The 24,156-nt window shown below is 65.7% G+C and carries 20 protein-coding genes; 11 read left to right on the forward strand and 9 right to left on the reverse strand.

Going from position 1 to position 24,156, the window contains the following annotated elements; genetic code table 11:
* Window positions 1-2 precede the first annotated feature (2 nt).
* The 4 genes from AO057_RS04125 to AO057_RS04140 are packed head-to-tail and all read left to right on the forward strand — an operon-like array spanning window position 3 to window position 4,386.
* Complete coding sequence (locus AO057_RS04125) at window positions 3-3,323, forward strand: efflux RND transporter permease subunit (protein ID WP_057674441.1); 3,321 nt, start codon at window positions 3-5, stop codon at window positions 3,321-3,323.
* Between the two features lie 16 nt (window positions 3,324-3,339).
* The gene (locus AO057_RS04130; RefSeq protein ID WP_057674442.1) at window positions 3,340-3,564 is read left to right on the forward strand and encodes a YgaP family membrane protein; all 225 of its coding nucleotides are present in this window, start codon (window positions 3,340-3,342) and stop codon (window positions 3,562-3,564) included.
* Window positions 3,565-3,574: 10 nt separating this feature from the next.
* Window positions 3,575-4,021: an OsmC family protein gene (locus AO057_RS04135; protein WP_057674444.1), complete on the forward strand. Its 447-nt coding sequence runs from the start codon at window positions 3,575-3,577 to the stop codon at window positions 4,019-4,021.
* An 11-nt stretch (window positions 4,022-4,032) separates the two neighbouring features.
* The gene (locus tag AO057_RS04140) at window positions 4,033-4,386 is read left to right on the forward strand and encodes a metal-sensing transcriptional repressor (protein ID WP_082605405.1); all 354 of its coding nucleotides are present in this window, start codon (window positions 4,033-4,035) and stop codon (window positions 4,384-4,386) included.
* Between the two features lie 18 nt (window positions 4,387-4,404).
* On the opposite strand, the gene AO057_RS04145 is transcribed toward AO057_RS04140, so the two are convergent.
* The 6 genes from AO057_RS04145 to AO057_RS04170 form a co-directional block, all read right to left on the reverse strand.
* The gene (locus AO057_RS04145; protein WP_057674445.1) at window positions 4,405-4,890 is read right to left on the reverse strand and encodes a DUF4262 domain-containing protein; all 486 of its coding nucleotides are present in this window, start codon (window positions 4,888-4,890) and stop codon (window positions 4,405-4,407) included.
* A gap of 60 nt (window positions 4,891-4,950) precedes the next feature.
* Window positions 4,951-5,967, reverse strand: a complete 1,017-nt coding sequence (locus AO057_RS04150; RefSeq protein WP_082605406.1) for an adenosine deaminase — start codon at window positions 5,965-5,967, stop codon at window positions 4,951-4,953.
* 69 nt (window positions 5,968-6,036) lie between these two features.
* Window positions 6,037-7,173 (reverse strand): BMP family ABC transporter substrate-binding protein, encoded by a 1,137-nt coding sequence (locus AO057_RS04155; RefSeq protein ID WP_057674447.1) that lies wholly within the window; start codon window positions 7,171-7,173, stop codon window positions 6,037-6,039.
* A gap of 32 nt (window positions 7,174-7,205) precedes the next feature.
* The gene (locus tag AO057_RS04160; protein WP_057674448.1) at window positions 7,206-8,126 is read right to left on the reverse strand and encodes an ABC transporter permease; all 921 of its coding nucleotides are present in this window, start codon (window positions 8,124-8,126) and stop codon (window positions 7,206-7,208) included.
* Window positions 8,126-9,187, reverse strand: coding sequence for an ABC transporter permease (locus tag AO057_RS04165; protein ID WP_057674449.1), 1,062 nt, complete (start codon window positions 9,185-9,187; stop codon window positions 8,126-8,128). The genes AO057_RS04160 and AO057_RS04165 overlap by 1 nt, the downstream gene beginning before the upstream one ends.
* The gene (locus AO057_RS04170) at window positions 9,174-10,739 is read right to left on the reverse strand and encodes an ABC transporter ATP-binding protein (protein WP_057674450.1); all 1,566 of its coding nucleotides are present in this window, start codon (window positions 10,737-10,739) and stop codon (window positions 9,174-9,176) included. Before AO057_RS04170 ends, AO057_RS04165 begins: the two co-directional genes overlap by 14 nt.
* Before the next feature lie 147 nt (window positions 10,740-10,886).
* Between AO057_RS04170 and xdhA the strand changes: the two genes are divergently transcribed.
* The 4 genes from xdhA (at window position 10,887) to AO057_RS04190 (ending at window position 17,122) form a co-directional block, all read left to right on the forward strand.
* Window positions 10,887-12,314, forward strand: a complete 1,428-nt coding sequence (gene xdhA, locus AO057_RS04175) for a xanthine dehydrogenase small subunit (protein WP_057674451.1) — start codon at window positions 10,887-10,889, stop codon at window positions 12,312-12,314.
* The gene (gene xdhB, locus AO057_RS04180) at window positions 12,311-14,599 is read left to right on the forward strand and encodes a xanthine dehydrogenase molybdopterin binding subunit (protein WP_057674452.1); all 2,289 of its coding nucleotides are present in this window, start codon (window positions 12,311-12,313) and stop codon (window positions 14,597-14,599) included. The genes xdhA and xdhB overlap by 4 nt, the downstream gene beginning before the upstream one ends.
* Before the next feature lie 9 nt (window positions 14,600-14,608).
* Complete coding sequence (locus AO057_RS04185; RefSeq protein WP_057674453.1) at window positions 14,609-16,015, forward strand: 8-oxoguanine deaminase; 1,407 nt, start codon at window positions 14,609-14,611, stop codon at window positions 16,013-16,015.
* 192 nt (window positions 16,016-16,207) lie between these two features.
* A complete protein-coding gene (locus AO057_RS04190; protein WP_057674454.1) occupies window positions 16,208-17,122 on the forward strand; it encodes a hypothetical protein in 915 nt (304 codons plus the stop codon).
* Between the two features lie 4 nt (window positions 17,123-17,126).
* Here AO057_RS04190 and xdhC read toward each other — a convergent pair whose 3' ends face one another.
* Together xdhC and mnmA are read right to left on the reverse strand one after the other, a co-directional pair.
* On the reverse strand, window positions 17,127-17,939 hold the full coding sequence (gene xdhC / locus AO057_RS04195) for a xanthine dehydrogenase accessory protein XdhC (protein WP_057674455.1): 813 nt from the start codon (window positions 17,937-17,939) through the stop codon (window positions 17,127-17,129).
* Window positions 17,940-18,833: 894 nt separating this feature from the next.
* Complete coding sequence (gene mnmA / locus AO057_RS04200) at window positions 18,834-20,036, reverse strand: tRNA 2-thiouridine(34) synthase MnmA (RefSeq protein WP_057674456.1); 1,203 nt, start codon at window positions 20,034-20,036, stop codon at window positions 18,834-18,836.
* Window positions 20,037-20,087: 51 nt separating this feature from the next.
* On the opposite strand from mnmA, the gene AO057_RS04205 reads away from it, so the two are divergent.
* Together AO057_RS04205 and AO057_RS04210 are read left to right on the forward strand one after the other, a co-directional pair.
* A complete protein-coding gene (locus tag AO057_RS04205; RefSeq protein WP_057674457.1) occupies window positions 20,088-21,020 on the forward strand; it encodes a LysR family transcriptional regulator in 933 nt (310 codons plus the stop codon).
* Window positions 21,021-21,166: 146 nt separating this feature from the next.
* A complete protein-coding gene (locus tag AO057_RS04210; RefSeq protein WP_057674458.1) occupies window positions 21,167-21,679 on the forward strand; it encodes a GlcG/HbpS family heme-binding protein in 513 nt (170 codons plus the stop codon).
* 35 nt (window positions 21,680-21,714) lie between these two features.
* On the opposite strand, the gene AO057_RS04215 is transcribed toward AO057_RS04210, so the two are convergent.
* On the reverse strand, window positions 21,715-22,650 hold the full coding sequence (locus AO057_RS04215) for a LysR substrate-binding domain-containing protein (protein ID WP_057674459.1): 936 nt from the start codon (window positions 22,648-22,650) through the stop codon (window positions 21,715-21,717).
* Window positions 22,651-22,797: 147 nt separating this feature from the next.
* Here AO057_RS04215 and AO057_RS04220 point away from each other — a divergent pair, with 147 nt between their 5' ends.
* On the forward strand, window positions 22,798-24,069 hold the full coding sequence (locus AO057_RS04220) for an ABC transporter substrate-binding protein (RefSeq protein WP_057674460.1): 1,272 nt from the start codon (window positions 22,798-22,800) through the stop codon (window positions 24,067-24,069).
* Window positions 24,070-24,156 lie beyond the last annotated feature (87 nt).

A 24,156-nucleotide genomic window follows, 5' to 3' on the forward strand; every position in this document is an offset into this window, starting at 1 on the left:
ACATGAAAAACAGCCAGGAGGAGCGCATGGGCATTTCCGGACGCATCGCGGCGGCCTTCCAGGCCAACGCCATCACCCCCTTGCTGGCCCTGGTGGCCCTGCTGCTGGGCCTGTTCGCCGTGTTCGTCACGCCGCGCGAGGAAGAGCCGCAGATCAACGTGACCATGGCCAATGTGCTGATCCCCTTCCCCGGGGCCAGCAGCACCGATGTGCAGAACATGGTCGCGCGCCCGGCCGAGCAGGTGCTCAGCCAGATCGCCGGCATCGAACACACCTATTCCGTGGCCCGCCCGGGGCTGGCCGTGCTGACCGTGCAGTTCAAGGTGGGCGTGCCGCGCACCGAGGCGCTGGTGCGCCTGTACGACGTGCTCAACGCCAACCAGGACTGGCTGCCGCGCGACCTGGGCACGCTGGCGCCCATCGTCAAGCCCAAGGGCATCGACGACGTGCCGGTGCTGGCCGTGACCCTGTGGAGCAAGGACGCCCAACCCGCACAGGAACTGGAGCGCGTGGCCCACGAGGTGGAAACCGAACTCAAGCGCGTCAAGGGCACGCGTGAGGTGCAGACCATCGGCGGCCCGGGCCGCGCGGTGCACGTGTGGCTGGACCCCACGCGCCTGCGCGCCCGCGGCATTGACGTGCTGACGCTCAAGCAGACGCTGACCGCCGCCAACTTCGGCATGCCGGCCGGCAGCGTGCTGGATACCAGGGGCAAGACCAAGGGTGCTGCGCCGCAGATGCTGAGCGTGGAAACCGGCGAGTTCCTGCGCTCGGCGCAGGATGTGGGCGACATCGTGGTCGGCGTGAGCCGGGGCGCCCCGGTCTACCTGCGCGAAGTGGCGCGCGTCGAAGCCGGCGCCCAGCAGCCGCAACGTTATGTCTGGTTCACCCCCGGAGCCGCCATGGCCCAGGGTGAGGGTGGCGATGCCGCCCCCGCTGGTCAGGTCTACCCGGCCGTCACGCTGACCGTGACCAAGAAGCCGGGCGAGAACGCGGTGGACGTGGCACGCGGGGCCAACGCCCGCGTGCAGGCCCTGCGCAACACCGTCATCCCGGGCAACATCGAAGCCACCGTCACCCGCAACTACGGCGAGACCGCGGCCGAGAAAGCCAACAAGCTGATCCAGAAACTGGCCTTCGCCACCGGCTCGGTGATCCTGCTGGTGGGTTTTGCGCTGGGCCGGCGCGAGGCCGTGATCGTCGGCGCTGCCGTGATCCTGACGCTGATGGCCACGCTCTTTGCCTCCTGGGCCTGGGGCTTCACGCTCAACCGCGTTTCGCTGTTCGCGCTGATCTTCTCCATCGGCATCCTGGTGGACGACGCCATCGTCGTGGTGGAGAACATCCACCGTCACCAGCAGCTCACACCCGAGGCGCCGCTGCGCGAGATCATTCCGCGCGCCGTCGATGAAGTGGGCGGCCCCACCATCCTGGCCACGCTGACCGTGATCGCCGCGCTGCTGCCCATGGCCTTCGTGAGCGGCCTGATGGGCCCTTACATGAGCCCGATCCCGATCAACTCCAGCCTGGGCATGGCCCTCTCGCTGGCCATCGCCTTCACGGTCACGCCCTGGCTGGCGCTGAAACTGATGAAGGAACACGGCCCCGGCCATGCTGCACACGACGCGCATGCTGGCGGCGGCATCGGTGGCAAGCTGCAAACGCTGTTCACCCGCGTGCTCACGCCCTTCCTGGCCAGTTCGCGCCAGCGCCTGCTGCTGCTGGCCGGCATCATGGGGGCGCTGCTGCTGTCGGTCGCGCTGACCCTGGTGCCTTCTTCCTTTGTCGGCGTGGTGCTCAAGATGCTGCCCTTCGACAACAAGAGCGAATTCCAGGTGCTGGTCGAAATGCCGGCCGGCGCCCCGCTGGAAGACACGGCCGCCACTTTGCACGAGCTGGGCGCTTTTCTCTCGCAGCAGCCCGAGGTGCAGGACCTGCAGGGTTATGCCGGCTCGGCCTCGCCCATCACCTTCAACGGCCTGGTGCGCCAGTACTACCTGCGCGCTGAAGCCGAGCAAGGCGACCTGCAGGTCAACCTCGTCGACAAGCACCACCGCAGCGACAAGAGCCACGTGATCGCCCAGCGCCTGCGCCCCGAGCTGGAAAAGATCGGCGTCAAGCACGGCGCGCGCGTGAAGGTGGTCGAAGTACCGCCGGGCCCGCCCGTCATGAGCCCGCTGGTGGCCGAGATCTACGGCCCCGACGAAGCCGGCCGCCAGCAACTGGCTCGGCGTGTGGCACAGGCTTACAGCGAGACCACCGACATCGTCGGGGTGGATACGTCCCTCAAGGAAGACGCGCCGCGCGCCTGGCTGCGTGTGCGCCGCCAGCGCGCCGAGTCCCTGGGCATTCCGGTGGCCGCCGTGGCGCAGACCGTCTCGGCCGCGCTCTCGGGCACCGATGCCGCCTGGCTGCACGACGCGCAGTCCAAGTACCCCGTGCCGGTGCGCCTGCAGCTGCCGCGTGAGCAGCAGGTCGGCCTGGATGCACTGCTGGCCCTGCCCCTGCGCGCGGCCAACGGCCAGCTGGTGCCGCTGTCCGAACTGGTACGCGTGGAGCGCGGCGTGATCGACAAGCCCCTGTTCACCAAGGACCTGGCCAACGTGAGTTACGTCTTCGGCGACATGGCGGGCAAGCTGGACTCGCCGCTCTACGGTCTGTTCGCCATCCGTCCGAAGCTGGAAGAAGCCGCGCTCAAAGGCACGGGCGAACTCAACGAATACTGGATCAGCCAGCCGACCGACACCTGGCGCCAGTACGCGCTCAAGTGGGACGGCGAATGGCAGATCACCTACGAGACCTTCCGCGACATGGGCGCCGCCTATGGCGTGGGGCTGATCCTGATCTACCTGCTGGTGGTGGCGCAGTTCCGCTCCTACACCACGCCGCTGGTCATCATGGCGCCCATCCCGCTGACCATCATCGGTGTGATGCCGGGCCACGCCCTGCTGGGCGCGCAGTTCACCGCCACCTCCATGATCGGCATGATCGCGCTGGCCGGCATCATCGTGCGCAACTCCATCCTGCTGGTGGACTTCATCGAGCTGCAGGTCAGCCAGGGCATGAAGTTCCGCGACGCCGTGGTGCAGTCGGCCGCCGTGCGCGCGCAACCGATCGCGCTCACGGGCCTGGCCGCCATGATCGGCGCCTTCTTCATCCTGGACGACCCGATCTTCAACGGCCTGGCGATTGCCCTGATCTTCGGCATCCTGGTCTCCACGCTGCTGACGCTGGTGGTGATCCCGGTCCTGTACTATTCTCTATACCGCCGGAGGTATAAGAACGCCGACGGTACGCCCCTGCAACCCGTATCCGCAACCTGAACCCTAGGAGTTAAAAATGACTGTTGAACGCTACATCCGCATCATGGCCGGTTTCTTCGTCATGCTGTCGCTGGCCCTGGGCGTCGAAGCCAGCCCGATCTTCGTGAGCCCCTGGTTCCTGGCCTTCACCGCCTTCGTCGGCTTCAACCTGTTCCAGTCCGGTTTCACCGGCTTCTGCCCGCCCGGCATCCTGCTCAGGAAACTGGGCGTGCCTGAAGGCGGCTCCTGCGGCACCAAGTAAGGCCAGCGCCATGAGCGAGTCCAGGCCCCGTGTCGTGCTGCGTCAGCAGCAGGACTTCCAGTTCGCCATCGACTTCGGCAACGGCCAGCCGCCGCTCGTGGGTGACGAGAACCCGCCGCTGGGCCAGGGCCGAGGCCCGACCCCGGTGCAGTTGCTGGCCGCTGCCGTGGGCAACTGCCTGTCGGACTCGCTGCTGTTTGCCCTGCGCAAGTTCAAGCAGACGCCCGAGCCCATCAGCTGCGAGGTCACGGCGGAGATCGGCCGCAATGCCGACAACCGCCTGCGCGTGCTGGGGCTGGACGTGGCGCTCACCTTGGGCGTGCCGGCAGCCAGCTTGCAGCACCTGGACCGCGTACTCGAACAGTTCGAGGCCTTCTGCACCGTGGGCGCCAGCGTGGCGCAGGGCATCCCCCTGCACGTGAGCGTGCGTGACGCCAACGGGCAGCAACTCAAATAAAGGGAAGAGGCATGGCCAAAAGCGCATCCTTGAAGAAAGCACCGGCGCCCACCAGCACCGTGGTCGGCTGCGACCCGACCGTGCTGACCGACAGCGACGCACGCACCGAGGTGCTCAACCGCCTGCGTCGCGCTGAAGGCCAGCTGCGCGGCATCCAGCGCATGATCGAGGATGGCGAAAGCTGCCTCAAGATCGGCCAGCAGTTCTCGGCCGTGCGCAAGGCGCTGGACAGCACCTACCTGCGCATGACGGTCTGCTTCATGGAGCAGGAACTCGAAGCGCGCCTCTCACCTGGCGAAGAGCAGAAGGCCGACCTCTCGGCCATGATGAAGGACATGGAGACGCTGCTGGCGCGGATGGGCTGAGCTTGCGTGCGGCAACCGTCAGGGGCGGTTGGGACGGACGCGGCCCAGCATGCGCTGGTTCGTCTTGAACCACTCGCTGGCGCCTGCCTGCCAGGGCCATATGCCGCTGGTGGTCGGGTAAATGAGCTGGACGACTTCGTAGCTTTTGCCCTTGTAGTGTCGGTCGCAGCCCAGCGTGTATTCGGTCAGTCGGCTGGGCTTGGCCGGCTCGACATAGATGGAGAAACCTTCCAGGAAGCCCGAGTAGAGTACGCCTCGGGCGAATCGGCCGTTGCGTCGGACCTGGTCCTTGTATTCGTTGATCATGGCGTGGCCCAACTCCGGGCGCACGCCGATGACGATGGCTTCGGGCGCGCCGCAGCTTTCCTGGATGCCCACCGAATAGGAAAACGTGGGCTCTTTCCCCTCGGGGTCAAACACGCTGATCACGTGGCAGCCATATTCGGCGATGTCGGCCTTGACGCGTTCATCGTTCTCCCGTCGCTGTTCTTTGCTGATCGCCATCTCATTCAACTCCAAATGTCTGGTAGATCAAGATGCAGGGTCTCAGTGCACACCCGGTTATCAGCCTGCATCTACGCAGGCGTCGAGCGCTTTTAGCCAGCGGCGCTTGTCCGCCTCGGGCGCGAAGCTGGCCGTGAGGCTGTTGGCGGCCAGCGTGCGCGCATGGCCGGCGTCCAGCTGCAGGGCCTCAAAGGTCTGCAGGTAGTTGTCGAGCAGGTAGCCGCCGAAGTAGGCCGGGTCGTCGGAGTTGATGGTCACGCACACGGCAGCGTCGAGCATGCGGCGCAGGTTGTGCTGCTTCAGGTCTGCAAAGACACAGAGCTTGAGGTTGGAGAGGGGGCAGACGGTCAGCGGCATGCGGCTGTCCGCCAGCCGCTGCATGAGCGCGGGGTCGTGGATGGACTGCACGCCATGGTCGATGCGCTCGACCTTCAGCACGTCCAGCGCCGACCAGACATAGGCCGGCGGGCCTTCCTCACCAGCATGGGCCACAAGGTGCAAGCCCAGCTCGCGACAGCGTGCGAAGACACGCGCGAACTTCTCGGGCGGATGGCCCACCTCGCTCGAATCCAGACCCACCCCGATGAAGTGCTTGCGCCAGGGCAGGGCCGCTTCCAGCGTGGCAAAAGCGTCTTCCTCGGAGAGATGGCGCAGGAAGCAGAGGATGAGGTCGGCGCTGATGCCCAGCTTCGTTTGTGCATCGGCGCAGGCGCGGCTCAGACCTTCAATCACGGTGCCCATGGGCACGCCACGCACGGTGTGCGTCTGGGGATCAAAGAACAGTTCAGCACGCACCACGCCGTCCGCCTGGGCGCGCTCGAAATAGGCCCAGGCCATGTCGTAGAAGTCCTGCTCTTTCAGCAACACGCTGGCGCCGGCGTAGTACAGGTCCAGAAAGCTTTGCAGGTTGGTGAAGGCATAGGCCGCACGCAGGGCGGCCTCGTTGGCGTAGGGCAGCGTCACACCGTTGCGCCGCGCGAGTTTGAAGATCAGCTCGGGCTCCAGCGTGCCTTCGATGTGCACATGCAGCTCGGCCTTGGGCATGCGGCGCAGCAGTTCAGCCAGTGGCGTGTTCATGGTGTCCTCCTTGCAACTCTGCAAACAAAAGGGGCTGCCGAAGCAGCCCCTCTCATGCGGTTTCAGGGTTTATTTGCCCCCGGGAATCTTGCCTTCCACGCCCTTGACGTAGAAGTTGACGCCGCCGAGGAACTTGTCGTCGGCCACTTCGTCCTTCTTCAGAACGTCCTTGCCGTCCTGGCCGACGATGGGGCCCTTCCAGATCACGAAGCTGCCCGCCTTCAGGCCGGCCTTGATCTCGTCGATCTTCTTCTTGCTGTCTTCCGGCACGTCGGCGGCGATGGACACCATGTCGATGGCGCCTTCCTTCACGCCCCACCAGGCCTGGCCGGTGGCCCACTTGCCTTCGAGTGCATCACGCGTGGCCTTCACGTAGTAAGGGCCCCAGTTGATGATGGCCGAACCCAGGTGGGCCTTGGGGCCGTAGGCGGTCATGTCGCTGTCCCAGCCGAAGGCGCGCTTGCCCATCTTCTCGGCGGTCTGCAGCACGGCCGAGGAGTCGGTGTTCTGCATCAGCACGTCGGCACCGCCGTTGATCAGCGCGGTGGCCGCTTCGGTTTCCTTCGGCGGGTTGAACCACTCGCCCACCCACACCACGCGGGTCTTGACCTTGGGGTTGACCGACTGTGCGCCCAGCGTGAAACTGTTGATGTTGCGGATCACCTCGGGGATCGGGATCGAGCCGACCACACCCAGGGTGTTGCTCTTGGTCATCTTGCCCGCGATCACGCCGGCCATGTAGGCGCCTTCGTAGGTGCGGCTGTCGTAGGTGCGCATGTTCTCGGCGGTCTTGTAGCCGGTGGCATGCTCGAACTTCACGTTCTTGAAATCAGGCGCGACCTTGAGCATGGGCTCCATGTAACCGAAGGTGGTGCCGAAGATCAGGGTGTTGCCCTCGCCGGCCATGTCGCGGATCACGCGTTCGGCGTCGGCGCTTTCCGGCACCTTCTCGACGAAGCTGGTGACGACCTTGTCGCCGAATTCCTTCTCGATGGCCTTGCGTCCGTTGTCGTGCGCAAAGGTCCAGCCGCCGTCGCCCACCGGGCCGACGTAGGCAAAGGCGATCTTCAGCGGCGCGGCCTTGGGCGCGGCGGCGGGTGCGGTAGCGGCAGGTTCTTCCTTCTTGCCACAGCCCACGAGGGCGGCGGCGGTGATGGCGGAAATGGCGGCGGCCTGGAACAGGCGGCGTTGGGTCAGGTCGGTCATGGTGTCCTCACTGGGTTGAAAAAACGTTGCGATTATGAGCTTGGCGTGAAAGTCTTGCCCAGCGATGCGGGCATGTTCACGCGGATCCAGGCCGGGTTGCGCGAGATCAGGGCCAGCACCACGATGGTGGCCAGGTAGGGCAGCATGTCCAGGAACTGGCTGGGCATCTCCACGCCCACGCCCTGCAGATGGAACTGCAGCATGGTCACGCCGCCGAACAGGTAAGCACCGAGCAAGACGCGTGCCGGGCGCCAGGTGGCAAAGGTCGTCAGTGCCAGGGCGATCCAGCCCTTACCGGCCACCATGCCCTCCACCCACAGCGGGGTGTAGATGATGGAGAGGTAGGCACCCGAGAGGCCGCACAGCGCGCCGCCGGCCACCACGGCCGCCAGTCGGATGCGCCGCACCGGGTAACCCAGGGCATGGGCCGATTCGGGCGACTCGCCCACAGCGCGCAGGATCAGGCCGCTGCGGCTGCGCCCGAACCAGAAGACCAGGGCCACGACCAGGGCCATGGTCACATAGACCAGCGGGTGCTGGCGGAACAGTGCCGGGCCGATCCAGGGGAGGTCGCCCAGCACCGGCACCACCCATTGCGTGCGCTCGGGCAGCTTGGCCTGCACGTAGGCGATGCCCGCGAAGGCGGAAAAGCCCGCGCCAAAAAGACTCAGCGCCAGGCCGGTGGCATAGGGGTTGGTGTTGAGCCAGATCACCAGCCAGCCGAAGAGCGCGGCCAGCAGCGCCCCGGCGCCCATGCCGGCCACGAAACCCAGCCAGTCGTTGCCCGTGTGCACCACGGTGGCGAAACCGGCAATGGCCGCGCACAGCATCATGCCTTCGGCCCCCAGGTTGACGATGCCCGACTTCTCGTTGAGCAGCAGGCCCAGCGCAGCAAGCGCCAGCACGGTGCCGGCATTGAGTGTGGCCGCGAGCAGCAGCGCGTAGGACTCCATCATCCCCCCTTGCCCCAGCGCAGCCGGTAGTTGATCAGCGTGTCGCAGGTCAGCAGCGTGAACAGCAGCAGGCCCTGGAACACGCCGGTGAGGGACTTGGGCAGGCCCAGGCGCGACTGCGCCAGCTCACCGCCGATGTAGAACATGCTCATGAGGATGGCCGAGAACACCATGCCCACCGGGTGCAGCCGCCCCACGAAGGCCACGATGATGGCGGCAAAACCGTAACCCGCCGGCACATAGGGCGTGAGCTGGCCGATGGGCCCCGCCACTTCCAGTGCGCCGGCCAGGCCGGCCGCGCCGCCCGAGACCAGCAACGCCGTCCACAGCGCCTTGCGTGAAGAGAAACCCGCGTAACGCGCCGCTGCCGGCGCCAGGCCGCCCACCTGCAGTGCAAAACCCGCGCGCAGGCGGAACAGGAACACCCAGAGTGCCCCCGCGCCCAGCAGCGCCAGGATGAGGCCGATGTTCAGGCGCGAGCCGCTCATCAGGCGCGGGATCTGCGTGACCGCCTCGAAGGTCTTGGTTTGCGGGAAGTTGTAGCCCCCCGGGTCCTTCCAGGGGCCGTGCACCATGAAGTTGAGCAGCTGGATGGCCACGTAGACCAGCATCAGGCTCACCAGGATCTCGTTGGCGTTGAAGCGGTCACGCAGCAGGGCCGTGAAACCCGCCCAGACCATGCCGCCCAGCACACCGGCCAGCAGCAGGGCCGGGATGATCCAGGGGCCGGTGCCTTTGTCGGCCAGCAGGGCGACGCCGCCGGCGCAGACAGCGCCGATCACGAACTGCCCCTCGGCACCGATGTTCCAGACATTGGAGCGGAAACACACCGCCAGGCCCAGCGCAATGATGAGCAGGGGCGTGGCCTTGACCATCAGCTCGCCCAGGGCGTAACCCGACTTCACCGGTTCCCAGAAGAACATCTGCAGGCCGCGCAGCGGGTCCTTGCCCAGCGCGACGAAGAGGATCACGCCCAGCAGCACCGTGAGCGCCAGCGCCAGCAGGGGCGAGCCCAGGCTCCAGGCGCGCGAGGGTTGGGGGCGGGCTTCAAGCCGCAGCATGACCGGCCTCCATATCCTGCAGATGGTGTTGCACTTCGCCGTGCCACAGGCCGCTCATCCACTCGCCGATGCGCTCGGTCGTCGCCTCGGCCATGGGCAGCGAGGGCGAGAGGCGCCCCTTGGCCATGACGTGCAGGCGGTCGCTGAGCTCGAACAGTTCTTCCAGCTCCTCGCTCACCACCAGCACGGCGCAGCCCGCGTCGCGCAGCGCCAGGATCTCGGCGCGGATCTGCGCGGCCGCGCCCACGTCCACGCCCCAGGTCGGCTGCGAAACGATCAGCAGGCGCGGGCCGGCGTCGATTTCGCGGCCCACGATGAATTTCTGCAGATTGCCGCCCGAGAGGCTGCGCGCCGCGGCGTGTTCGTCGGCCGCCTTCACGTGCAGGCGCGCGATGATGCCGCGCGCCTGGGCGGCCAGCACCCCGGTGCGTATCCAGCCTAGGGGGCCCAGCGCTTCGCCGCGCGTGAGCAGCAGGTTGTGGTCCAGGCCCATGGCGGGCACGGCGCCACGGCCCAGGCGTTCCTCGGGCACGAAATGCAGGCCCAGGGCGCGGCGGCGGGCCGGGTCCAGCCGGGTCGCGTCCTGCGTGCCCAGGCGGATGCTGCCGCCCGGGCTGCGCAGGTCTTCACCCGAGAGCGCGTAGAGCAGCTCGCGCTGGCCGTTGCCCGACACCCCCGCGATGCCCACCACCTCGCCTGTGCGCACCTGCAGGGCGATGTCGTCCAGGTCCACGCCGAAGGGGTCCTGCCGCGGCAGGCTCAAGGCCCGTACGTCCAGCTGCACCGCACCGGTCTGGGGCGGCTTGTGCTGCAGGGCCGGTGGTTCCGCGCCGATCATCAGGCGGCTCAGCGAGGCATTGCTCTCCTCGCGCGGGTCGCAGGTGCCAGTCACCTCTCCGCCGCGCAGCACGGTGCAGGCCGTGCACAGGGCACGGATCTCGTGCAGCTTGTGGCTGATGTACAGGATGCTGCAGCCCTGGGCGGCCAGCTGGCGCAGCACCTCGAAGAGTTTTTCCACCGCCTGCGGCGTGAGCACCGAGGTCGGTTCGTCCAGGATCAGCAGCTGCGGCTCACCCAGCAGCGCACGGATGATCTCCACGCGCTGCATCTCGCCCACGCTCAGGCTGTGCACGGGGCGCAGCGGGTCGATGTCCAGCCCATACTCCTGTGCCTTGTCGCGGATGCGCTGCGTCACCGCGGCCAGCGTCAGGCTCTTGTCCAGGCCAATCCAGACGTTCTCGGCCACCGTGAGTGAATCGAAGAGGCTGAAATGCTGGAACACCATGCTGATGCCCAGCGCGCGGGCCTGCTGCGGGTTGCGAATGTGCACCGGCTGCCCGTTGTAGATGATCTCGCCCTCGTCGGGTTTGACGGCGCCGTAGATGATCTTCATCAGGGTGGACTTGCCCGCCCCGTTTTCGCCCAGCACCGCATGGATCTGGCCAGCTTGCACCGCCAGCGCCACCTGGTGGTTGGCCACCACGCCGGGGTAGCGCTTGGTGATCCCCGAGAGTTGGAGGCGTAGGCGGGTGTCGGCCACGGCAATGCTCATGATGTCAGAGGGGGTGTACGCACAGGGCTAAAGGTGTGAGCCGTTCCTAGCTTAAGCTATAACTGTGCCAAGTCCTGTATACAACTATCGCATACAAACGGGTGCAGGTGGGCGACATCTGGTATGACGCTTGCTTCGGAGACCGAGATGAACGTAAGACCCTTGCAGTTCGTGCGCCGCGGCCAGCTGGTCAGCCTGGAGAACGTGGCGCCCTCACGCACCCTGCTGGAAGTGCTGCGCGAAGACCTGCAGTGCACGGCCGTCAAGGAAGGCTGCGGCGAAGGCGACTGCGGTGCCTGCACCGTGGTGCTGGCCGAGCCCGCGGGGGAGGGCCTGAGCTACAAGGCCATCAACAGCTGCATCCGCCTGGCCCATTCGGTGCACGGCATGGCGGTCTGGACCGCGCAGGACCTGCCGGCTTCTGACGGTGCCCTGCACCCCTGCCAGCAGGCCATGGTCAACTGCCATGGCAGCCAGTGCGGTTTCTGCACCCCCGGCTTCGTGATGAGTCTGTTTGGCATGTACCAGAACCGTGTCTTGGCTGGCGAGACCGTGAGCCGTGAAGACGCCCAGACCGATCTCTCGGGCAACCTCTGCCGCTGCACCGGTTACCGCCCCATCCTCGACGCCGCGCAGCAGATGGGCGCCTTGCCCCGTGTGCCGGTGGACGAAGCCGCGGTGCTGGCCCAGCTGCACCAGATCGCACCCGCCCCCGCGGCCGACTACAGCGCACCCACTCGCCTGGTTGACTTGCTGAAACTCCGCGCTGAACAACCCCAGGCCCAATTGGTGGCCGGCTGCACCGACGTGGGGCTCTGGGTTACCAAACAGCACCGCCAGTTTGCCCAGGTGCTGGACGTGACCCGCGTGGAGGAACTGCGCCAGCTCAGCCGCACATCCGACACCCTGCGCATCGGCGCGGCCGTCACCCTGCACGAGGCCTACGCCGCCCTGGTGGCCGATCGCCCGCAGCTGCGCCGGTTTGCCGAACGTTTCGCCGGCCTGCCCGTGCGCAACAGCGGCACCCTGGGTGGCAATGTGGCCAACGGCTCGCCCATCGGCGACAGCATGCCCCTGCTGCTGGCCCTGGGCGCCACCCTGGTGCTGGCCAGTGTGCGCGGCGAGCGCCGCTTGCCCCTGGACGATTTCTACACGGGCTACCGCAAGAACCTGCTCGCGCCGGACGAGGTGCTGGCTTTCATCGACGTGCCGTTGCCCGTGGTGGATGAGCACCTGCGTATCTACAAAATCTCCAAGCGCCAGGACGACGACATCTCTGCCGTCTGCCTGGCGCTGAACCTGCACGTGCGTGCGGGCCGTATCAGCAGCGCGCGCATCGGCGCGGGCGGCGTGGCGGCCACGCCGGTGCGCGCGCGCAAGACCGAAGCCGCCTTGCTGGGCCAACCCTGGGCGCTTGCCACCTTCGAGGCGGCAGCCCAGGTGCTGCAGCCCGAGTTCGAACCCATTTCCGATATGCGCGCCAGCGCGGCCTACCGCAGCAGCGTGCTGGGCCGCCTGCTCTTGCGTTACTGGGCCGAAGAACAGGGCGAGTTGCAGCTGGAGGCCTTGTCATGAGCGCTTCCGATCCCGTCTTCGCCAGCGGCCAGTCGGTCGCGCACGAAAGCGCGCGCCACCAGGTCCAGGGCCTGGCGCCCTATGTGGACGACCTGCCCGAGCTGCGCGGCACCCTGCACGCCGCGCCTATCCTCTCGCCTGTCGCGCACGGCAGGCTGAAGGGCGTGGACACGAAGGCTGCACGCGCCATGCCCGGTGTGGTGGACGTGGTGCTGGCCGCCGATATTCCCGGTGACCCACTGTTGGCCACCTTCGTCCACGACGAACCCATCTTCGCGCGCGACACGGTCTTACACGTGGGCCAGGTCATTGGCCTGGTGCTGGCCGAGACCGTGATGCAGGCACGCCGCGCCGCGCGTGCCGTCAAGCTCGACATCGAAGCCCTGCCCGCCCTGCTCACCGCGCGCGCCGCCCATGCCGCGCAGAGTTATGTGCTGCCGCCCGTCACCGTGAAGCGCGGCGAGCCCGAGCAGGCCATGAAGAGCGCCAAACACAGGCTCACGGGCAGCTTTGAGGTCGGCGGCCAGGAGCACTTCTACCTCGAAGGCCAGATCGCCTACGCCATCCCGCAGGAGCAGCAGCAGTGGCTGATCCACAGCAGCACCCAGCACCCGGGTGAAATCCAGCACTGGGTGGCCCATGCTCTCGGGCTGGACAACCACCGCGTGCGCGTGGAATGCCGGCGCATGGGCGGCGGTTTCGGCGGCAAGGAAACGCAGGCCGGGCACCTGGCCGTGTGGGCCGTGCTGGCCGCACACAAGACGGGCCGCCCCGTCAAGCTGCGCCTGGACCGCGACGACGACTTCATGGTCACCGGCAAGCGCCATCCCTTCGCCTACGACTACACCGTGGGTTTTGATGACGAGGGCCTGGTCACCGCCCTGCAGCTCACCCTGCTGGCCGAATGCGGTTTCAGCGCCGATCTCTCGGGCCCCGTGGCCGACCGCGCCGTCTTCCACAGCGACAACGCCTATTTTCTGAGCGATGTGCGCATCGACAGTTACCGCTGCAAGACGAACACGCAGAGCCACACGGCCTTCCGCGGTTTCGGCGGCCCGCAGGGGGTGATCGCCATCGAGACCATCCTGGGTGACATCGCGCGCCAGCTGGGCCGCGATCCGCTGGACGTGCGCCTGCGCAATCTCTACGGCATCACGGAGCGCAATGTCACCCACTACCAGATGACGGTGGAAGACAACATCCTGCAGCCGCTGATGACTCAGCTGGCGCAGACCGCACGCTACCGCGAGCGCCGCGCCGAGATCGCCGCCTGGAACCGCGAGCACACCCTGCTCAAGAAAGGCCTGGCCCTCACACCCGTGAAGTTCGGCATCAGCTTCACCGCCACCCTGTTCAACCAGGCCGGTGCGCTGGTGCACGTCTACAACGACGGCAGCGTGCTGGTCAACCACGGCGGCACCGAGATGGGCCAGGGCCTGCACACCAAGGTGGCGCAGATCGTGGCGGATGAGTTGGGCCTGCCGTTTGAGCGCGTGCTGGTCAGCGCCAGCGATACGGCCCGTGTGCCCAATGCCAGCGCCACTGCGGCCTCCAGCGGCACCGACCTCAACGGCCGCGCGGCCCAGTTCGCCGCGCGCCAGGTGCGCGAGAACCTGGCTGCTTTTGTGGCCGGCCTGCAGGGCTGCGGTGCGGGTGAGGTGCGATTTGCGGGCGGCAAGATCCACGCCGCCGGCAGCACACGCGACTTCCGCGAAGTGGTCAAGGCGGCCTACGCCAACCGCATCCAGCTCTGGAGCGACGGTTTTTACCGCACGCCCAAGATCCACTACGACAAGACCACGCTCACGGGCCGGCCCTTCTACTACTTCGCCTACGGCGCGGCCTGCTGCGAGGTGGCCATCGACACGCTCACGGGGGAGAGCCGTGTGCTGGCCGTGGACATCCTGCACGACGTGGGGCAGAGCATCAACCCGGCCATCGACATCGGCCAGATCGAAGGCGGTTTCATCCAGGGCATGGGCTGGCTCACCACCGAGGAACTGGTCTGGAACGCCGACGGCAAACTCGCCACCCACGCGCCCAGCACCTACAAGATCCCCGCCACGGGCGACGTGCCTGAAAAAATGCGCGTGGACTTCTGGCCCGAGCCCAACCGTGAAGACAACGTCTTCGGCAGCAAGGCCGTGGGCGAACCGCCTTTCATGCTGGCCATCGCCGTGTGGGAGGCCATCCGTGACGCCGTGGCCGCTACACGGACCGACGGCCGCGTGAGCATGAGCGCCCCCGCCACGGCCGAACGCGTCTGGCGCGCCCTGCAAGACTGAGACCTATTCATGACGACACTGCTCATCAAGGACGCCCGTTGCATCGCCACCCAGGACGACGCACGCACGGAACTGAAAGGCGCCTCCATCCTTATCCGTGACGGTTTCATCGACCGCATCCTGCCCGCAGGCACGGACCTGCGCGCGCTCGTGGCCGAAGTGGACGAGGTCATCGACGCCCGCAAGCATGTGGTCATCCCCGGTTTGGTCAACACGCACCACCACATGGTGCAGTGCCTTACACGCGCCATTCCCGGTGTGCAGAACGCCGAGCTTTTCTCCTGGCTCAAGGGCCTCTACCCCATCTGGGCCGGTCTCACGCCCGAGATGGTCAAGGTCTCCAACCAGGTGGCCATGGGCGAGCTGCTGCTCAGCGGCTGCACCACCAGCAGCGACCATCTCTACATCTACCCCAACGGCGTGCGCCTGGACGACAGCATCGAGGCCGCGCACACCATCGGCATGCGCTTCACGGCCACGCGCGGCAGCATGAGCGTGGGTGAGAGCCAGGGCGGCCTGCCGCCCGACCGCGTGGTGGAGAAGGAAGATTTCATCCTCCAGGAAACGCGCCGCCTCATCGAGACCTGGCACGACACGAAACCCGGCGCCATGCTGCAGGTGGCCGTGGCCCCCTGCTCGCCTTTCACCGTGAGCCAGGACCTGATGCGCGAATCGGCCAAGCTGGCCCGCGCCTACGGTGTGCGCCTGCACACCCACCTGGCCGAGAACGACCACGACATCGCCTACACGCGCGAGCACTTCAACTGCACGCCGGCCGAGTACGTGGAAGACCTGGGCTGGGTGGGGCAGGACGTGTGGCACGCCCACTGCGTGAAACTCGACGAGCACGGTAGCCATCTCTTTGCCAAGACCGGCACCGGCATCGCCCACTGCCCTTGCAGCAATATGCGCCTGGCCAGCGGTATCCTGCCGCTGCGCAAGCTGCTCAACCTGGGCGTGCCCGTAGGCCTGGGTGTGGACGGCAGCGCCAGCAACGACGCCGGCCACCTCTTGAACGAAGCACGCCAGGCCATGTTGCTGGCACGCGTGGGCAAGGCGCTCGAACCCTTCGGTTGCGATACGGGGCCGAGCGAAATGACCCCGCGCGACGCGCTTTGGCTCGCCACCCGCGGTGGTGCCCGCGTGCTGGGCCGCAGCGACATCGGCCAGATCGTGCCCGGCAAGTGTGCCGACCTGGCCATGTACCGCACCGACACGCTGAGCATGGCCGGCGGCGCCGTGCATGACCCCCTGGGCGCGCTCATGCTCTGTTCCAGCGACAACGCCGACTACACGGTGGTCAATGGCAGGGTGGTGGTGCGCCAGGGTGAGCTGACCACGGTGGACACGGGCGCGCTGATCGAACGCCAGAACACCCTGGCCTGGCAACTCGCGCAGCAGGCCGGCACGCGCTGAATATTTACTCTTACGGCTGCCTGAGCCGGGCGAAAAGCTTTTGCGCACTAGGCAGACCGGTCACACGCGACGATAGGGGATCAACAGACAAGTCAGCAGTAGACTTATCCGGGCCCGAGCAGCCCATCTTGTAATAGACGGATGGCTCAGGTGGGGTGATGAGTCAATAAAAAAGACACAGGGAGCGCGTGCGTGCTGAAACTATCCGGCTTTGACGTGTTGTTCGCCGTAGCAGGCAATCTGTACCTGCTGTTGGCATTCGCTGGTGTGTGCGTTGCTTTGTGGAAGGGCAGGACCTGGCTGCGCAAAGGAATTTATGCGGTGGTGGTGCTTGTCGGCTTCGCTGCACCGCTCGCGCCCGAGGTCAGTCGACAAATAGAGCATCGCAACAGGCTGGCTACCGCACAGCACATGTTTGCGGAACGCTGCAAGACAGCGGGTGAGAAGATCCACAAGACGGTAGAGGGTGTGGAAGGTATTTACCTGATGAAGGTACGCACCACGACCAACTTCGGAGACCAGTTCGCGCTGGATGACCCGTATGGGGATGATTCAACGGGCGATCAGTACTTGCTCAATTTTTTGCAAGGTTTTTACCATCAGCGCAATGATCCGCCGGTTGCTGGCTCGCCACCGCGCATCGGCTACCACTACATCGAGGCTCAAGACCCCAAAGACGGACAGCGCTATCGTTACACGGGGCGTACTGAACAGCCGGGGCTGACGGACACACGTTACTCCTACGACTACAAGCGTTTTGTTTTCGACAAAGTCCCGGCTCCCGGAAATCCGCCTCGCTACGGCGTCACCTATGACGACATCTCGACCCGCGAAGAGCGCGAATACTGGATTGCAGGCAGTTCGCTCAAGGTAATCGACCTTGAAACCAAGGAAGTCATAGGCGAGCGCATTGGCTACATGATGGATTGGGCGCAGGGCAGCACGGCTGGGTTTCGTTCACCTTGGCGTTATGCAGCGAGTAACGCTTGTCCTGGATTTCAGTGGAATCCGAAATTCCCGATAAACCCAAGCAATGGTGGCGGCGCAAGTGAGCAGCCTGGGCAAACCCTCATATTTGTCGAAAAAATTCTCAAACCAGCTAAGTAAGCGGTCAGGCTGGTCCGAAGCGCTGCAGCAGCTGCGCCGCCACCGCCACGGCTATCACCTCGGGCTGTTTGCCCGCAATGCCCGGCACGCCTATGGGGCTGGTCACGCGCGCGAAGTCTTCCTCAGCAAACCCCCGCGCTTCCAGCCGGTGGCGAAAGGTCGCCCATTTGCTCTTGCTGCCGATCAGGCCGATATAGGGCAGGTCATCCTGCTCACGCGCGCGGCGCAGGCACAGGGCGAGGATCTCCAGGTCTTCCGCATGGCTGAAGCTCATGATGAGCACGGCCGAACCCGGCGCGATGTCGGCCACCGCCGCCTGCACCGGGTATGAATGTTCGCAGCGGATGTTGGGTGGCGTGTCCGTAGGAAAGATCTCGTCGCGGCTGTCGATCCAGTGCAGGGTAAAGGGCAGGTGGGCGAGCTGGCGTGCAATGGCCTGGCCCACATGGCCGCCGCCGAAGAGGGCCACGGGCGAGGTGGGTGCCTGCAGGCGCTGCGCCAGGCCGGTCGCGTCCTGCGGGCCCAGCAATTCGTAACGCAGAAACACCACACCGCCGCAGCACTGGCCCAAGCTGGGGCCCAGGGCCACGCGCTGTGGTTCGGTCGGGACGGCGGCACCTGCGAGCAGGGTGCGGGCCCGGGCGATGGCGTCGAACTCCAGATGGCCGCCGCCGATGGAGCCGATCACGCTTGTTGGCAGTACGGCCATCCAAGTCCCGGTTTCACGGGGCGCTGAGCCTTGAGTCTGAACTACGCGCACCAATACTGAGGGTTTGTGAGAGAGGGCCTGCTCCAGCTTGAAAGACGCAAGATTCATGGGTCTAGTATCGCGCTGAAGGGGCCGGACCAGATGCCGGCGTGTCTGCTAAGTTCTCTTGCGCGCCGCGTGGAAAGCCTGTCGATTGGCCTCGGATGTGAGGGCTGTCTTGCGCATTGCTTTAATGTCATTAGAGCCAGTTAGGGACCTGGCCACTAGCACGCAGGGCCCACTAGCCTGTAGCGACAGGGAAGCAAACGGTTCGGAAAATTGTTGCTGATCTACCTTAATGTATGCCACGACTTTCCCGAGATAGAGGCGGTATGCATTGACACCGTCCCACTGCTCCCGGTGGGGATTCATAAGGGCAGTGGTAGGGATTCGATCATCATCAGATTCGCTCCATACCGAAAGAACTGCATCGAAGGTCGCAGAAACGATAGGAGGTGACCCAAACAGCGACCCCTTTGCCGTCTGCTCCTGAACTCCAAGATCGACGGTGTTGTAAAAGGGCTGACTTGAGGCAGACGCGCGCCACAGAATAGAAACCAAAAACTCCAAGAGCCGAATCTTGTCAACAGCAAGGCCGGCGTAGCCTACGGTTTGAGAGTCTTGCCGAACAGGTTCAAAGTGATTTGTAAATCTGGTCAGCAAAACGTCGACGCCATATGAGTCGGTTGGGGAGAATCTGGCCTCGCATGAAGCGCAAAGCAACTCCTTGTCATATATGCCGATTGGCGCTCGTTTAGGAAGGATTCCTTTTGCACCAGCGACGATAAGAGGACTTTCGCCGCCCTCGCGAAGTGGCCGGAAGAAAGCTTCGGGAATGACATGGGCCTTTATGAGGCTTGCTTCAGCACCGCAAAACCGACAGCACTTCATGTTGTTAGGCTGAAAAATAAGGAGCGTGTCTCGCAAAGCTTCAATAAAGGCTGGCAGGTGGAATCGCGCTCTCTAATTCGCAGCGTCAATCACCCCGCCACCCAAACACACCTCACCGTCATACAGCACCGCCGACTGCCCCGGCGTCACCGCCCACTGCGCCTCCGGGAAAACAAGGCTGAAGCCCGCGCCTTCGATGTCGGAGATCGTGCAAGCTGCATCCGCCTGCCGATAGCGCGTCTTGGCCGCCAGGGCGCCCGGCTTGGGCGGTTCACCCGCCACCCAGCTCGCGTCCTGTGCGCGGAGCAGATGGCTCTGCAGCAGCGGATGCTCGTGCCCCTGCACCACCCACAGGGTGTTCTTCTCCATGTCCTTGCGCGCGACAAACCAGGGGGCGTGTTCACCACCGCCTTTTTGCGCGCCTTTGGCCTTGATGCCGCCGATGCCCAGGCCCTGGCGCTGGCCCAGGGTGTAGAAGCTCAGGCCTTCGTGTTTGCCGATGACACGGCCATAGGCCTTGTCGCCCACAGGCGGCGTGCCGTCCTTGATGGGGCCGGGTTCTTTCTGGATGTAGCGGTTCAAAAATTCGCGGAAGGGGCGCTCGCCGATGAAGCAGATGCCGGTGCTGTCCTTCTTCTTGGCATTGGGCAGGCCGATTTCGGTGGCGATGCGGCGCACCTCGGTCTTGTGCAGCTCGCCCACGGGGAAGAGCGTCTTGCTCAGCTGCGCCTGGTTGAGGCGGTGCAGGAAGTAGCTCTGGTCCTTGCCCGGGTCCAGGCCCTTGAGCAGTTGGTAGCTCACGCGGGCACCATCGCGCGCGGTCGCGTGCGATGTTCCATCTTGCCCAACGGGCTCGCCTGTGTCGGCTGCAACGCAGCGGACACGGGCGTAATGCCCGGTGGCGATCTTCTCGGCGCCCAGGCGCATGGCGTGGTCCAGGAAGGCCTTGAACTTGATTTCGGCGTTGCAGAGGATGTCTGGGTTGGGTGTGCGGCCGGCCTGGTATTCGCGCAGGAACTCGGCGAAGACGCGGTCCTTGTACTCGGCGGCGAAGTTGACGTGTTCGATCTCGATGCCGATCACGTCGGCCACGGCGGCGGCGTCCACGAAGTCGATGTTGGACGAGCAGTATTCGCTGTCGTCGTCATCTTCCCAGTTCTTCATGAAGATGCCGATGACCTCGTAACCCTGCTGTTTGAGCAGGTGCGCGCTGACCGCAGAGTCCACGCCCCCGCTCAAACCCACCACCACCCTTTGTTTGCCTGCTGTACCCATAGGTGTGCGATTATCCCAGCCGCAGACAAACAAGGCAGACAGCAGGCTTTTATGGAACTCAGGCAGATCCGTTATTTCGTGCGGGTGGTGGAGCTCGGCAGCATGAGCCGCGCCGCGCTGGAGCTCGACATGGTGCAGTCGGCCCTGAGCCAGCAGATCAGCCGGCTGGAGGGGGAGCTGTCCACCCGCCTGCTGCAGCGTTCCAGCAAGGGCGTGACGCCCACCGAGGCCGGCCTGGCCTTCTTCCGCGAAGCCCAGCTGACCCTGCGCCACGCCGAGCAGGCCGCGCGCGCGGCGCAGCAGGCGCGGCTCTCGGGTTCGGTCAGCGTGGGCCTGGCGCCCACCACGGCTGCCGTGCTGGGCCTGCCCCTGCTGCGCGCCATGCGCGAGCGTTACCCCGATGTGCGCCTGCATCTGGTGGAAAGCATGTCGGGCCATGTCACCACCATGCTCAATGCGCGCCAGCTGGACCTGGCCGTGCTGTTCAACACCGACCCGGGGCGGCGCTGGAGCGTGATGCCGCTGCTGGAGGAAAAGCTTTATTACATCCGCGCGCGCAGCAGTGTGAAGGGCAAGCTGCCAGCGCAGGTGCGAGCGGCCAGCCTCAAGGGTGCACCGCTGATCATGCCCACGGGGGGGCACGGCCTGCGCAGCGCGCTGGATGCCGTGTTCAGCCGTGCGCGCATCCAGCCCACGGTGGTCGCCGAGATCGACTCCCTGTCCATGCTGATGGATGCGGTCGAAGCGGGCCTGGGCGGTTCCTTGCAGCCCTGGGCGGCGGTGAGCCGCTACCGCGATGCGGCCGAGCGTTTTGCCCTGTCGGAGCTGGCCGATCCCCTGGCCTGCCGCCGCAACATGCTGTGCAGCCTGTCGGACGACGAGCTCTCGCCGGCCGGCCTGGCCGCCCGCGTGGTGCTGGCCGACTGCGCGCGCGAGCTGGTGCGCTCGGGGCGCTGGGTGGGTGCCAGCCTGCTGGCGGATTGAGTCAGCGCACTCTCATCAGAAAAACTGATGCCCCCATCGCGACCCTGAGGGGGGCGAGGGTATTGCGGCGGACTACATTGCGTCGGTCTGCTGCCGGTACTTGACCAGGCGGTCAGATGTCATAAACACACAAACAGGAGACGTTCATGATCAAGACCCGCAAACTGCTGGTGGTGGCTACCCTGCTGCTGGCCGGTACCGCTTTTGCCCAGACGCCCAACCCCCTGGACGTGGTGGCCGAGAAACAACCCAACGACTTCCCTTACGGCAGCCCGATCAGCCTGGAGCGGGCCGACGCCGTGCTGGCGGCGGCCGTGGCCGAAGCCAGGCGCCGCAACTGGACGCTGGCCTGCGCCGTGGTCGATTCCGGCACCAACCTGGTGTCCTTCAAGCGCGTGGACGGCACCCAGATCGGCTCCATCGACGTGGCCATCCACAAGGCCCGTGCGTCGGCCAAGTACAAGCGTCCGACCAAGGCCTTCGAGGCAGGGATCCAGGGTGGCAACAACTATCTGCTGACCCTGGATGACGTGATCGCTTCGCGCGGCGGCATTCCGCTGATGGAGGGCGGCAAGATCATCGGTGCCATCGGCTGCTCCGGCGCTTCCGGCGCGCAGGACGAGGTGGTGGCCAACGCCGGCATCGCCGCGCTGAAGTAAGCCCCGGCGCTCATCCACCTAAGGGGTCAATCTGCTCAGAGCAGGTTGACCCCTTTCCACGTCCCGCTACTCACGAGCTGCTTGACGGTTTCGCGCAGCTCGCCGCGCACGGCGGCGGCGGCGGGTGTCAGGCGCTCCGGGTCGACCGAATAGAGGAAGTTGGGGCGTTTCATCTCGGCGTCGGAAATCGCCAAGGTGCGCCAGCCCTCGCGCATGCGGCCTTCCAGCAGGGCGGCCGACATGGGCTTGATGGTGGCGCCCATGCCGTCGCGCACGCAAGTCATCAGCAGGGAGAGCGAGTCGATCTCGGCCACCACGTGCAGGGCCAGGTTGCGCTGCTCGAACTCGGCCGCGATGCGACGGCGCAGGCCGTGGATGCCGGTGGGCAGGATCAGGGGCAGGTCGGCCGTGTCGGTGCAACTGAGCTTGATGCGCCGGGGCGGCACCAGGTCGCTGTCTTCGGGCAGCATCACAAACAGCTCTTCTTCCACCAGGGGCTCGGCCGGCAGGTCGGGCACGGCGTCGCGGCTGAAGAGGATGGCCAGGTCCAGCTGGCCCATGCGCATCATCTGCGCGAGGTGGCCGCTCATGCCCTCGACCACATTGAGCACGATGCCGGGGAATTTCTCGCGGATGCGGCGCATGAAGGGCACGCCCACGGCGCAGACCGTGGTGGCCGCCAGGCCCACCGAGACCATGCCGTGCACGGTGCCCGGTTCCTGGCGCGCGATCGAGAGCGCCTGGTCCAGCTGGCGCAGCATGAAACGCGCATGGTGGTGCAGGGCGGTGCCGTTTTCGGTGGGGGTCACGCCCTTGGCGGTGCGGATCAGCAGGGGCTTGCCGACCTCGGCCTCCAGCTTGGCGATGTGCTGGCTCAGCGCGGGTTGGGCAATAAAAAGCTGGCGCGAGGCCTTGGCCAGGCTGCCGCTTTCCACGATCTGTACGAAGTATCTGAGTTGTCGCAGGTCCATCGCCGCATCCTATAAGTTTTTGAGGATGGCCCCCTATAAGAAATAGCTATACCCCATCTCGGAAAACAGTATTTTCCAGAGTGACGGGCTCTTCCTATCATCGGCCCTGCATTCCAGTCCATACCCAAACCAACAGGAGACAAGATCATGGAAGCCAAACAGAACAAGCAAAAAAGCCAGGCGCCCTCCAGCCAGCGCCGCACCCTGCTGCAGGCCGGTGCCCTGGTGGCCGGCAGTGCCGCCCTGGGCCTGCCCTCGCTGGTCAGCGCCCAGTCGGGCCCGATCAAGATCGGCCACCTCACGCCCATGACCGGCTTCCTCGGTGCGCTGGGCGAGTATGCCGCGCAGGGCATCAAGATGGCGGCCGAGGAGATCAACGCCGGCGGCGGCGTGCTGGGCCGCCCACTGGAAGTGATGAGCGAAGACTCGGTCAACCCGCAGACGGCCGCCACCAAGGCGCAGCGCATGATCGAGCGCGACAACGTCACGGTGCTGATGGGCGAGATCAACTCCGGCTCGGCGCTGACCATCTCGCAGGTGGCCGCACGCAACAAGAAGCTGTTCATGAGCATCGGCGCGCGCTCCGACGCGCTGCGCGGCAAGGACTGCAACCGCTACACCTTCCACGTCGACATCCCGGTGACGGTGATGGTCAATGCCGCCGGCGAGGCGCTGGTGCGTGAAGGCCACGTCAAGGGCAAGAAGATCTTCAGCCTGACGGCCGACTACCTCTTCGGCCACGACCTGTCGCGCCAGGCCAAGCGTTTCTTCACCGCCAACGGCGGCACCGTGATCGGCGACGAGCTGGTGGCCACCGACGTGACCGACTTCAGCCCCTACCTGCTCAAGATCCGCCAGGCCCGCCCCGATCTGGTGGCCACCAACCTGGCCGGCAACCAGGTGACCAACTTCGTCAAGCAGTATTCGGAATTCGGCCTGCCCTACCCGGTGGCGGGTTTCAACCTGAACACCGCCGACGCCTGGGCTGCCGGCGAGGGCAATCTGGGCGGTATCTGGCCCACCGTCTGGCACCACGAGCTCAAGACCCCGGGTTCGCAGGCCTTCGTGGCCAACTTCACCAGGAAGTACGGCCGCATCCCGGAGAACCACGCCTGGATCGAGTACGTCTCGCTCAAGATGATGGCCCAGGCCATGAACGCCACCAAGTCCACCGACACCGAGAAGCTGATCGCCTACTTCGAGTCCGAGGCCAAGTTCGACGTGCTGAAGGCTCGCCCGGCCTACTTCCGCAGCTGGGACCACCAGCTCATGCAGGAGGCCTATCCCTTCACCGTCAAGCCCAAGGGCCAGGCCAAGAACAAGCAGGACTTCCTGCTGTTCGGTGAAGCCGTGCCGGCCGCGAACCAGCCGCTGGACTCGCTGGCCCCTCCGAAGGCGGAGAGCGCCTGCAAGATGTAAAGAAGCCGTGAGTTGATGGGAGGGGCGTTGCGTGCCGTGACGCCCCTTGCCTTGCCCGGGCCGCCGCGTGCGGTGCCGCGCCACTCC

The sequence above is a fragment of the Curvibacter sp. PAE-UM genome, from assembly GCF_001432305.1.
In the GTDB taxonomy this organism is placed as follows: domain Bacteria; phylum Pseudomonadota; class Gammaproteobacteria; order Burkholderiales; family Burkholderiaceae_C; genus Hylemonella.